The following is an 11,742-nucleotide window of genomic DNA, read 5'->3' on the forward strand; positions in this document are numbered from 1 at the left end:
AGTTATCTGTTATCCGTTATCGGTTACCGGTTACAGGTTATCGGTGGTCAAATATTTCCGACAACCATCCTTCGACAATTTTTCTATCAGCTTACGAACTTTCTAAAGCCGCACACGATTGCCTGCTGCGGCGCTTTCTTTATGAAAGACGCGGCCATATCGCCGATCTCGTCGTGGTTCGTGCCTTTTCTAAGCACTATCTGCCTAAGTCCCTCGAAAAAGCTTGCAGCGCTTACGGACTTAGGGCACCTCGAATAACACTGCAGGCATCCCACACACACCCACATGGAGGTCGACTTCATGACATCTTCGTATTTACCAAGCTGCAGCATACGTATCATCTTGCTTGGCGGCAGATCCATTGCATAGCTTACCGGGCACCCGGCCGAGCAGTTACCGCACTGGTAGCACTTCTTACTATCCTCGCCGCTTACCCTCTCGACATGCTCGATGTCGCCGGAGTGAAGCTCCTCGTTGGATAATTTCATCTTCATGACGCTCTCCTGTACTTCTCTATACCTGCCTTAAAAAGGTCGCCGCCACTGCAATCATTTACGACTATTGCCGGAAAGTCCTCGACCGTAAGCTTTCGTATTGCCTCTGCGCCAAGGTCTTCATACGCTATTATCTCGGCCTTCTTTATGCTCTTTCTTATAAGTGCGGCTGCGCCTCCGACCGCCGCAAAGTACACGGCCTTGTGCTTTTTCATGGCCTCCAGCACCGCGTCGTTTCTCTGGCCTTTTCCTATGGTGCCCTTTAGCCCGAGTTCAAGTAGCCGCGGCGTGTACGCGTCCATCCTGCCGCTAGTCGTAGGCCCTGCAGCCCCGATAACCTCTCCGGGCTTTTCCGGCGTGGGGCCGACATAATATATGAGCTGGCCCTTCAAGTCAAATGGCAATTTTTCGCCCTTATCGAGAAGCTCGATAAGGCGCTTATGCGCCGCATCCCTGGCCGTATATATGACGCCACTTATAAGGACCTTATCCCCGGCCTTAAGCTTTTCAACGTCCGCATCGGAGAGCGGCGTTGTTATTTTCTTCATTTCCGACATGTCGATTTCCGGTTATCTGTTATCGGTTATCTGTTATCGGTCATAGGTTATCCTGTTGCTTTTACCGTTCACGGATAACCGTCCACCGATAACTTCTTTATAACACCGTTTCCTTATGCCTGTCTGCGTGGCACTGTATGTTTATCGCGACCGGAAGGCTTGCTATGTGGCAGGGGTAGGTCTCCACATGCACGGCAAGGGCCGTAACAGTGCCGCCAAAGCCCATTGGCCCGATACCTAAGCCGTTTATCTTTTGAAGAAGCTCCGCCTCGAGCACGGCTATGTCGGCCTTCTTATTCGAATTGCCAAGCGGCCTCAGTAACGCCTCCTTTGCAAGGAGCGCGGCCTTCTCGAAGTTCCCGCCTATGCCCACACCTACGACTATCGGAGGGCAGGGATTACCGCCGCCGTTCTTTATCGTGTCGATGACAAAGGCCTTTATGCCCTCGATACCTTCTGCGGGCTTTAGCATCCGAAGCGCGCTCATGTTCTCGCTTCCTGCGCCCTTTGGTGCGTACTTGATTTTCAATTTATCGCCCGGGACCGCCCTTACGTGTATGACAGCGGGCGTATTGTCGCCGGAGTTCTTTCTTGAGAGCGGGTCGCAAACGGACTTTCTAAGAAACCCTTCTGTATAGCCCTTTCTAACGCCCTCGTTTATCGCATCCTCGAGAGAACCGTCCACCATAACGTCCTTGCCCATCTCGACAAAGAACACGGAAACGCCTGTGTCCTGGCACATCGGGACTTTTTCGCGCCTCGCGATATTGAAGTTCTCTATTATCTGCTCGAGGACTTCCTTGCCAAGCGGCGACTCTTCCTTTTTAAGCGCGCCGTCGAGGGCAGAGACGACATCGGGCTCCAAGTCCGTTGCCGCGCTTATGCAAAGGTCTCTTACCCTGGCTGTTATATCCGATGCTTTTACGGTCTTCAAGAAATTCCTCTATTAAGCCAAGCGCCAAAAACGCGCTCTATCAAAGTTTAAGTTCCGCTATGAGGGCCTTGATTGCGCCGACCGAATGGTCGAAGGCCGCTCTTTCTTCCTTATCGAGCTCTATCTGTATGATTTCCTCGACCCCCTTGGAGCCGAGTCTTACGGGCACGCCCACGAACACGCCGTCGAGCTTATACTTGCCCTTACAGTACGCGGCGCAGGGCATTATCCTCTTCTTGTCCTTAATGATGGCCTCGACCATCTCGGCTGCTGCGGCTGACGGGGCGTAGTACGCGCTGCCTGTCTTAAGAAGCGCAACTATCTCGCCTCCCGCGGTCTTTGTGCGCTGCATGATATCGTCCATGCGCGCGTTGCTTATGAACTGGGTAACGGGAATGCCGGAAACCGTCGAATACCTCTTAAGCGGCACCATCTCGTCTGCGTGTCCGCCAATCACCATGGCGTGCACGTCCTCGACCGAGGCGTTAAGCTCCATTGCAAGGAATGCCCGAAGCCTTGCGCTATCGAGCGCCCCTGCCATGCCGATAACGCGCTCTGGCGGGAATCCGCTCTCCTTCCACGCCACATGCACCATGACGTCGAGAGGATTGGTTACTATTATAAGGATTGCGTTCGGGGAGTGTTTTGCGATCTCGCCGACAATGGATTTTAGTATCTCGGTGTTCTTTACGATAAGGTCGCTTCTGCTCATGCCGGGCTTTCTCGCAAGCCCCGCAGTGATGACAACGACGTCGCTTCCTGCTGTATCGGAGTAATCGTTTGAGCCGGAAATGTTCGAATCGAACTTCTCGACAGTGGAGGCCTGCATCATGTCAAGGGACTTGCCCTGCGGCATGCCGTCCAGGATATCGACAAGCACGACGTCGCCAAGCTCCTTTTGCGCTATCCAGAGCGCGGTATTTGCGCCGACATTGCCGGAGCCAACGACCGTAATTTTCTTACGCGCCATAGCGCCTCCCTAACAAAAAGTAATGACACAACCGCCGCTAACACTACCCAAACAGGGCGGCCCTGTGAAAAAAAATCCCTTGTGCCATACGGCTCGGCACAAGGCCTACTGTATACTGTATCCAAAAAAAGAAGCACTGTCAAGCATAAGAATGAGTAAAAAATACGCCCTCACCCACCCCCTGCACAACCGCTTGATATACCGACAAAATAGTGATAAATTATGGCGCATGGAGAACGGTTCCCTAAATGATGTGGCCGGCAAAACGGCGTCAAACGAACACTTTGCCGCAAACCTTAGTGCCGTAATATTCCTGGCAATAGCCGTAATCATTACCGCAGCCACGTTCTCCCGTAACGCTGTATGGAAAAACGAAATATCTCTCTGGAACGACATAACGAAAAAAAGCCAATCCAAGCCGCGCGGGTTTACTAACCTCGGCATGGTGCTTGCCAGGCACGGGTACATAAAGGAATCACTCACGGTTCTTGAGCGCGCCGCAGCCATACACCCCGATTACCCGGAGCTCTACAACAACCTCGGCAATGCCTACAGCATGAACGGCAGATACCCTGAGGCCGTGAACGCGTACAAGAAGGCACTCGAAAAAACGCCGAACAGGCCGGATACGCGCTTCAACCTCGCGCACGCGTACATAAAAACCGGACAAAAAGACAGCGCTATAAAGGAACTCTTAGAGGTCGTGCGCCTAAACCCCTCGGACTACGAAGCAGCGTACATGCTAAGGACGCTGAAAGACAATTAACCCGGTACGCGCACAAGAACAACAAACTCTGCCGGCTGACAAGAACATGCCTGTGAAAAACAAAATCCTGATAACAACAGCAATCATAATCATAGCGGCTGCGGCATACATGGCATTCACCGTGCACTCGGGCCTCCACGGCGCGCTAAAGGACGGCAGCCTCGTACGCGCGCGCATCCTCGTCGCTATCGGCGCTGACGTAAACTCAAGAGACGCACAAGGGCAGGCCCCTCTCCACATTGCCGCCGCAAAGAATGACACAACAATGGCCACGCTCCTTATAGCCGGGAACGCCGATGTTAACGCAAAGGACGCGCGCGGCCAGACGCCTCTGCATACGGCGGCAAAACACGGCAACACGGACACGGCAAGGCTACTCATCGAGAGCGGCGCGGATATAGACGCTCACGACAATAGCGGCAACTCGGCAGCAGCAATTGCCGCAAACACAGGCAATAAAGATGTTGCCCGGCTGCTTATTACAAAAAAATATAATCTTGGCGCAGCTCCGGCCGCAGAGGAAATTACAACCACCACGCCTTTGCCAAAGCCCAGTGAAACCACAATTACGCAAAGTACATCACTCACAGAACTAAATACCGCCCTCTTCAACGCCGTACAAAACGGCAATAAGACAGAAGTAGAGCACCTGCTAAACAAAGGCGCGGACGTGAACGCGCCGGTCGTGGACAGCAAAGGATATAACCCTAAGGATACTGACAATAAATGGCTTAAAACCCCGCTTCACGAGGCCGCATTGAAAAACCTGCCTGACATTGCCAAATTACTCATACAAAAAGGCGCAAACATAGAGGCACGAGATAATTATTTTGGTCACACCCCTCTTATCTATGCAACAGCCAATAACAGCATTGAGGTCGCCAAACTACTTATAGATAACGGCGCAAATGTTAACGCAAAAACCAGTTACAACGAAACATCTCTTAGCCGAGTGAGGAATATCGACTTGGCAAAGCTTTTACTGGCAAAAGGCGCGGACGTGAACTCAAAAAGCAATTACGGACACACTCCGCTTCACACGGCTGCGTGGAAAGATTTAATACCAATAGCCGAGCTTCTTATATCAAATGGTGCCGACGTAAAAGCAAAAAATATAAAAAAACAAACCCCCATCTACGAGGCAAAGAGCGCTGCCATGGTCGAGTTTCTTATATCGAAAGGCGCTGACATTAATGTAACAGACGAAAACGGCCTCACGCCGCTTGATATCGCCGTAAAGAACAACAACACGGCTGTCATCGAGACACTTAAAAAACACGCAAAGTGAAAAACGCGCCCCACCCGGTACATGGGTGGACGAAGCGCCGATAAATACCCTGAATAACAGGAGGCCCCATGACAAAATCAGGCACAACATTTCTTGTTTTGCTTCTATTAATTTTATCACCATGCTCCCTATGGGCAACAGACCATAACACTTCGCACGGCAAGCCGCCAAACGAAGGCGTAATACACGTTCTCGAAGGGCATGATTTCATGAAAGGCGGCTATACCCTTATCGGGTTTCAGGCCGATTTCGGCGACCCCATCGTGGACGAAATAAGGACATTTTACGTAGACGACCCTGAGGTGCTCGAAGAACTCAAGAAAATCTGGGTTACGCACGGGTACGCCCCGATGTATGCCTGCGGCTATCATTACTTGATCCGTTTATATAAGGACAGAAAAGAAGTTGACGGCTTCGATATCAATCTTTCTAACGACTGCGGAACACTGGTAAAGGACGGGGCGTCGTATTATTTTCACAAGGAACTTATTAAACAACTTTCCGATAAATACAAAAAGCCGGCAAGAAAAACGGAAGAATTCTCTTCCATCAAAGATGCAAGGGAGTTCCTTGGCAAGCTCAAAGACGACAGGAATCTGCTCTTCATGCCAACGCCCGAGTGGGCCCTGTATGAAGGGGAATTCCGGTTTAACCTGCTCTGCAAAGGATTTTTCGGCGAGGAGGCCGAACCGTGCCTTACAGAGGCCCGCGAAAAAATCGCAGAAAAATTTCCAAACGAAAAATTTACGATTGAATGGGCCGGCGGTTCATCGCCCAAAAACGGCCTGCATGAAATCATGATTCTGGTAAAATCGAGCAAATCCCTGTACGACGGCTTCAATCTGTACAAGGTGGATTGGAAATGGCGCGATTACAGCTACGACCTTATCTATTATTCCAGGTAAAACCGCAAACCACCCTTACATCTTCACGAACTTCTTCTGGGAATCCGTGACCTTTACGATATAGTGGCGCGTTTCCTCAAACGGCAAATCCTTCTTCATCTTCTCGAACACCTCTTGCGGGGTCATGGAGTTTATCTTGTTTATGGCCCCTACCTTGTCCTTTCTATCACCGGAAAAGGTTTTAAACACGTTGCCAGCACCCGTGTTATAGGCCGCTATTGTGCAGTACTCTCTAGAGAGAGGATTATCTATCTTCTCGAAGTACGTGTACATAACAAGGTTCAAGTACGCGGTGCCAAGCTCGATGTTATTCTCCGCGACAAAGAGATACTCCTTTGTCGGCACCTCGTTCTCGCCGTGTACGTGCTTGTACGCGTCCTTACCGCCGCTTGTTGGAACAAGCTGCATAAGGCCGTACGCAGGAACATAGCTTACTGCAAAGGGGTTAAAGTTACTCTCGGTCTTTATGACTGCGAAGACGAGGCTCTTATTTATGTTGTACTGCTTCGAGTGTTTCTCGACCGTTGAGGCGAACTGTGCGGCCTTTTTCTCGTTATAGTCGCTAACAAGCAGGAACTCGACGTATAGTACCTTCTTTTTCACGCCGTCGTTGTCGACCTCACGTGTCTCTGCCTTCTGTGCCACCAGATAACCGGCATACTTCTCGGCAGCGTCAGGGCCGGACACGGGATTGCCGTTATTATCCTCGATAAGGCCGTCCAGATAGGGCTTCCCGGTAAGAGTTATCTCCTTATCCGAGAAAAGATCTACTGACCTCGGGTCGTCAGGGGTGAGGATGGTAGTGACGATTGCGTTTTTAAGGCTCTTTTGCGGGTCTTTCTCGTCAACGGTCTCGACAGTGACAATGCCCTTGTCAAAGTCCACGATTGCGCGGCTCGCGTAGTTTTGCGTGTACTTTACGTACTGTTTCTGTGTGGGGAGCTTCTTTGCCTCCTTGCCGCCCCACTTCTTTCCGGCAAGGCGCTCGAGCTTGCCCATTACCTTAGAGAACTCGTTTTTTGCCATCTGCAGGTCATCGAGGGCCTGCAGCGGGTCTTCCTTGTATATTTCCTTTTTACTGTTGGCAAAGGCTTTGAGCGCGACCTTGGGGTCCTTACTGGCCGCTATCTTCACGGCATCGCGCACGGTACAGGCCTGAAAGAACACGGCAAGAACGCACAGGATAAAAAGCGTTTTTAGATTCGCCATCAACAGCCTCCTTTTGAAATTAAAGAGCTAGACACCGAAAGGACAAAAGACACATGAAATAACCGGTACCCTTATTTATCACATAAAAAAGCAGGCCGTGTCAAGCATACACGGGCCGCGTCCGGACATGGTTGCCGCGCCGCGCATTTTATGGTAATGTCCATTTGCCGCACAATAATTACTAAAGGAGCTTATTATGCCAAAGGGTTACTGGATAGTGCGCGCCGAGGTGCGCGACATGGAAAAATACAAGGAGTACGTTACTGCCGCAGCCCCTGCCCTGCAAAAATACGGCGCTAAAGTTCTTGTCAGGGCCGGAAAGTTCGAGAACCCGGAAGGCACATCAAGGCCGCGTAACGGCATAATTGAGTTCCCTTCGTACGAAAAGGCGCTCGAGTGCTGGCGGTCTGCTGAGTACCAGGCGGCAATCAAACTTCGCCAACCGGTCTCAACAATGGACATGGTGATAATCGAGGGGTTGGAGGGATAAGCGGCGGCGGATTTATCCGCCGCCGCTTATCTGTCAAGATTAAACCTACTTAAGCTCGAAAACAACGATTACCCGCGCCTTTATCGTAACGCTGCCGTAGCTTCTTATATCGTTTTCCCCGACTTGTATGGTGCCATTGGTATGCTGCGACCCTACAAAATAATTCTCCGCCCAGGCATTCTCCTCTATGCTTACTACCTCGCCGACCTCGGAGCCAAGCGTCTTTGCCATCAACTCAGCCTTGGTCTTTGCGGCAAGAAGGGCCTTCTTGAAAAGTTCTTTTCTCTGCTCGAACTCATCATTACGTTCAAATTGTGTCCTCGGGGCGGTCACGCTGTCATAGCCAGCAAGCGCTGCATAAACCCCGTCAAGCTTGTTCACATCTCTAACCGTAATGACCATATACACCGATGACCTATACCTTCTCTTTTTTTTCTCGTCGTATTCATACTCTCTCTCTTGCACCATCAACGATTTGTCTATGTCGCTTTCCTTTACCCCAACCTTTTTAATGTCCGAATAAAGGCTCTTTACGTCATTGACGGTCGCATCGTGGCTCTCCGACATCTTCGGTTTGGCATTGCTTACCGTTATAGATACCTTTGCGTACTCCGCATCCAGCACGGCCTCGGCAACCCCGGAAACAGAAATGGTCCTTCTCGCTTCGCCGCCAGCCACATTGTCCTTTGCAATCACACCCTCCGGTGACAGCGCGCACACTACCAAAGCAAACAATCCAGCCGCCAGCCATTTCTTCATAACCGACCTCCTGTGTGTTTTGGGTTATTACTTAGACAACTTTTTCGGAAACAGACGCCAAGATACAATGAAAGGATATTACGGAATCAAAGAAAGACGTGCTGTTGCCGCTTCTACGGCAACAGCACGCATGAAAACTTACTTTTCTTCTTTCTTTACGTCAGCTGGCTTTGGCGCCTCGGCTGACTTGGCAACCTCGCCAAGGTACTTTGGCAGATCAACTCCCGCAACCGCGGCAATGTCGTGGAGCGGAGGCACACTCTTTATAAGGCTCGATATGAAGTTCGCGGTAGAAGAGCCCTTGTCGTCTCCCTTGCCGGAATCCCAGACAGTTATCTTATCTATCTTTATGTTCTTTATGGCCTCGACCTGCATGCCGACGATCTCTTCTAACTTCTCTATCATCATGAGGGTGGCAGCGGCCTTCGGATCCCCGTTGCAGCTCTTTATAAGGCGTTCGTAACCTTCGGCCTTGCTGTCGAGTAGCTGCCTGATACCTTTGGCCTCTGCCTCGTACTTCATGAATATGGCGTCGGCGTCTCCTTTGGCGTGTTTACGCGTCTGTTCTGCTATCGCCTCGGCGGCTATCTCCACCTTGCGCTTCTCGATTTCCTGGATAACGACCTGCTCGGCATTCAACCTCTCCTGCTCGGCCTTGTACTGCGCCTTCTGTATCTCCGCCTCGGCCTCGCGCTTCGCGACCTCGCCCTTCTGAAGCGCTGCGGCCTGCTTAACCGCAAGCTCTGCATTGGCGTCGGCTATGTCGGCCTTGGCCTTGTTTTCTCCGCCTATTGCCGCAGCCTCCTGCCCCTGCACGTAGATACGCATATCGGCCTCGGCCTTCTTTTTACCCTTATCGGCCTGAGCGATATTCTCGGCTGTTCTTATCTCCTTTTCCCTTACTGCCTCTATCTCTCCGACCGCGGCAGTCGTTTCCTGCTGCTGCACGTAGATACGCATGTCGGCCTGGGCCTTTTTCTTTCCCTTCTCTGCCTCTGCGGTGTTCTCGGCCACACGGATGTCTTTTTCCCTGTTTGCCGAAGACTGCCCGATAGCGCCCCTCTTCTCCTCCTCTGCAACGTCGACCTTGGCCCTGTTTATGGCCTCGGCAGCCGCCTTCTTACCTATACTCTGTATGTAGTCGGACTCATCCGTGATGTCGGTGATGTTGACGTTTATGAGGTAGAGCCCTATCTTGTTTAGCTCCGGCTCGACGTTCTTTCTCACCGCCTCGAGAAAGCTCTCCCTGTCCTGGTTTATCTGCTCGATTGTAAGGGATGCGACCGTGAGCCTCAACTGGCCAAATATTATTTCCTTTGCCATCTCCTCTATCTTCGCTGTCTGGAGATTCAGGAGACGCTCGGCAGCGTTGTTCATGATGGCTGCGTTGGTGCTGATACCGACTGTAAACGTGCTTGGCACGTTGATGCGTATGTTTTGCTGCGAGAGCGCGTTTTGGAGCGGTATCGGTATGGTCATCGGCGTAAGGCTTAAGTACGCGTAGTCCTGTATGAGCGGCCACACGAGCGCGCCTCCGCCGTGTATGCAATTCGACGACTGCCCCTCTCCCACGCGGCCGTACACGACAAGTATCATGTCCGAGGGACAGCGCTTGTACCTCGATGCAAGGAATATTACCGTCGAGACTATGAAAACTATGAACGCAAGAATCGGAAGTATCCAGAAAGCCGACATGTGTTTACCCTCTCTTCTTAGTTGATTTTTTCTACAATCAGCCTGTCGCCGGAGATATCCACGACCTTTATCGTATCGCCTGTCTTGAGCTCTTTTTTATCGGCAGAAACGGCCTCATACTCCCTCTGCCGCCCCTTTACCGTAACCGTCACCTTGCCGACACCGCCCTCGGCAATCCTCTGGTAAACGCTACCCTGTGCGCCGAGCATGTCGTTTATCTGCATCGTGCCGCTTGCCTGAAGTTTCTTCGCGCGCGAAAATATCGCGGCTATGGCCCATACAGTCCCGACACCCGCGGCAATAGAAGCGATAAACGTGATAACGACGTTTATGCCGCCCTGGTTCGACATTACAAACCCTACGAGCCCGAACATCATAAAAAACGCGGTCAGGCTCTGGAGCGTGAGTATCTTGAAGCTCTCCGCGGCCTCGGCGCTGCTGACGTCGGAATTACCGACGTCTATGGGCACGTCCCCGTGCTCGCCAAAGCCGATAAGCTCGGCAATGAACTTAACAAGAAAAAGCAGACCGCCTATCACGGCGCATACCAAAAAGAACTTCTCGAGACCGCTCATCGCTTCGAACATTATGGATACACCTCCGTGTTTTCACGCCATATAACCTATGACTGCGTGAAAATTTCATGGTAGTTTATCACAATATTCGGATAATCGTCAAACGAATTGCAAAGCGCCGGCCATACGCCCGTTGCCCATTCATGCCACGAGAACACCGTAAAGCATCTGGTTGCTTTTTTCAAAGCAATGTAATACCGGCCCCTTACTTAAGTTCGAACGAAACATTGACCATTATCTTAAGCCTGCGCCTGCCGTAATCGCCTCCGACGTCGTCACTGGGCGCGCCCTTATAAGACACCATGCCAAACGCAGGGCCTTGGTATTGCTCCGACATGTCGGTAGCGCTGATTTGCAAAGCCTCTCCTACCGCGGCGTCGAGCGTCTTTGCCATGACCTCTGCCCTGGCCCTTGCCGAAAGAAGGGCCTTTTTAAGGAGCTTTTCCTTCTGCCCGGCCTCGTCGTGGCGCTTGAATGCGGTACGGCCAATTGTAACGCTATCAAAGCCTGACAACGCGGCATACACGCTGCCGAGCATACCGATATCCTTTAACGTAATTTCAAGAAGCACGGTAGAAAAGTATCCGGGCACGAACTTTCCATCCTCGTTCCTGTAATCGCGCCTCATGCGTTGTACTATCAGTGACTTCTTGATATCGTCTTCCTTCATGCCCGTCTTTTTAAGCGAGGCATAGAGCTTTTTCATTGTTGTCACGGTAGCCTCGTAGCTCTCGGATGCGCTTTTCTCGCTTACATGCGTTACATCGAGCGATACGGTAGCGTACTCGGCATCAAGCTCGCCCTCGGCAAAGTCCTGGACCATGACGGTACGCCGCCCGTCGTCTTGCCCTGCCATCCCGATGGCAGGAACACTCAAAACCAACATCAGTACGAAAACAACATAAAAAAGTCTTTTCATTGGAAACCTCCTCCTTGGTTTGGCAGCACGCCGGACTTATCCACAGCCTTGCCCTACCCGGCTATGCTACCTATTATACATTGGACGCGCCACGTTGCCGCTTTATTGGGTAATCTGTCTGAAACAGGCAGATTACCACCTCCACAAACCTGCAAGCCTGTCAGACGAGGCTGAAATTACC

13 protein-coding genes are annotated in these 11,742 nt (G+C 51.5%); 4 read left to right on the forward strand and 9 right to left on the reverse strand.

Going from position 1 to position 11,742, the window contains the following annotated elements; all coding sequences use genetic code 11:
• Positions 1 to 86 precede the first annotated feature (86 nt).
• The 4 genes from OEV59_02590 to mdh all read right to left on the reverse strand — a co-directional run bounded on the left by OEV59_02590 (position 87) and on the right by mdh (position 2,955).
• Positions 87 to 494 (reverse strand): 4Fe-4S dicluster domain-containing protein, encoded by a 408-nt coding sequence (locus OEV59_02590; protein MDH4226631.1) that lies wholly within the window; start codon positions 492 to 494, stop codon positions 87 to 89.
• Complete coding sequence (locus tag OEV59_02595; protein ID MDH4226632.1) at positions 491 to 1,051, reverse strand: Fe-S-containing hydro-lyase; 561 nt, start codon at positions 1,049 to 1,051, stop codon at positions 491 to 493. The genes OEV59_02590 and OEV59_02595 overlap by 4 nt, the downstream gene beginning before the upstream one ends.
• 97 nt (positions 1,052 to 1,148) lie before the next feature.
• On the reverse strand, positions 1,149 to 1,985 hold the full coding sequence (locus OEV59_02600; protein MDH4226633.1) for a fumarate hydratase: 837 nt from the start codon (positions 1,983 to 1,985) through the stop codon (positions 1,149 to 1,151).
• 40 nt (positions 1,986 to 2,025) lie between these two features.
• Positions 2,026 to 2,955, reverse strand: a complete 930-nt coding sequence (gene mdh, locus OEV59_02605; GenBank protein MDH4226634.1) for a malate dehydrogenase — start codon at positions 2,953 to 2,955, stop codon at positions 2,026 to 2,028.
• A 229-nt stretch (positions 2,956 to 3,184) separates the two neighbouring features.
• On the opposite strand from mdh, the gene OEV59_02610 reads away from it, so the two are divergent.
• From OEV59_02610 to OEV59_02620, 3 genes are all read left to right on the forward strand, one after another.
• Positions 3,185 to 3,721 (forward strand): tetratricopeptide repeat protein, encoded by a 537-nt coding sequence (locus OEV59_02610; protein ID MDH4226635.1) that lies wholly within the window; start codon positions 3,185 to 3,187, stop codon positions 3,719 to 3,721.
• Positions 3,722 to 3,773: 52 nt separating this feature from the next.
• A complete protein-coding gene (locus tag OEV59_02615; GenBank protein ID MDH4226636.1) occupies positions 3,774 to 5,009 on the forward strand; it encodes an ankyrin repeat domain-containing protein in 1,236 nt (411 codons plus the stop codon).
• A gap of 68 nt (positions 5,010 to 5,077) precedes the next feature.
• Complete coding sequence (locus tag OEV59_02620) at positions 5,078 to 5,914, forward strand: hypothetical protein (protein ID MDH4226637.1); 837 nt, start codon at positions 5,078 to 5,080, stop codon at positions 5,912 to 5,914.
• A 15-nt stretch (positions 5,915 to 5,929) separates the two neighbouring features.
• Here the strand turns inward: OEV59_02620 and OEV59_02625 are convergent, their stop codons facing one another.
• Positions 5,930 to 7,123, reverse strand: a complete 1,194-nt coding sequence (locus OEV59_02625) for a murein transglycosylase domain-containing protein (GenBank protein MDH4226638.1) — start codon at positions 7,121 to 7,123, stop codon at positions 5,930 to 5,932.
• A gap of 196 nt (positions 7,124 to 7,319) precedes the next feature.
• On the opposite strand from OEV59_02625, the gene OEV59_02630 reads away from it, so the two are divergent.
• Positions 7,320 to 7,613 (forward strand): DUF1330 domain-containing protein, encoded by a 294-nt coding sequence (locus OEV59_02630; protein ID MDH4226639.1) that lies wholly within the window; start codon positions 7,320 to 7,322, stop codon positions 7,611 to 7,613.
• A gap of 45 nt (positions 7,614 to 7,658) precedes the next feature.
• On the opposite strand, the gene OEV59_02635 is transcribed toward OEV59_02630, so the two are convergent.
• The 4 genes from OEV59_02635 to OEV59_02650 all read right to left on the reverse strand — a co-directional run bounded on the left by OEV59_02635 (position 7,659) and on the right by OEV59_02650 (position 11,561).
• Positions 7,659 to 8,372, reverse strand: a complete 714-nt coding sequence (locus OEV59_02635; protein MDH4226640.1) for an SIMPL domain-containing protein — start codon at positions 8,370 to 8,372, stop codon at positions 7,659 to 7,661.
• 138 nt (positions 8,373 to 8,510) lie between these two features.
• Positions 8,511 to 10,067, reverse strand: a complete 1,557-nt coding sequence (locus tag OEV59_02640) for an SPFH domain-containing protein (GenBank protein ID MDH4226641.1) — start codon at positions 10,065 to 10,067, stop codon at positions 8,511 to 8,513.
• Positions 10,068 to 10,084: 17 nt separating this feature from the next.
• Positions 10,085 to 10,654, reverse strand: coding sequence for a hypothetical protein (locus tag OEV59_02645; protein ID MDH4226642.1), 570 nt, complete (start codon positions 10,652 to 10,654; stop codon positions 10,085 to 10,087).
• A 193-nt stretch (positions 10,655 to 10,847) separates the two neighbouring features.
• Positions 10,848 to 11,561, reverse strand: a complete 714-nt coding sequence (locus tag OEV59_02650) for an SIMPL domain-containing protein (protein ID MDH4226643.1) — start codon at positions 11,559 to 11,561, stop codon at positions 10,848 to 10,850.
• Positions 11,562 to 11,742 lie beyond the last annotated feature (181 nt).

Source organism: Deltaproteobacteria bacterium, assembly GCA_029858205.1.
Taxonomy (GTDB): domain Bacteria; phylum Desulfobacterota; class GWC2-55-46; order GWC2-55-46; family DRQE01; genus JAOUFM01.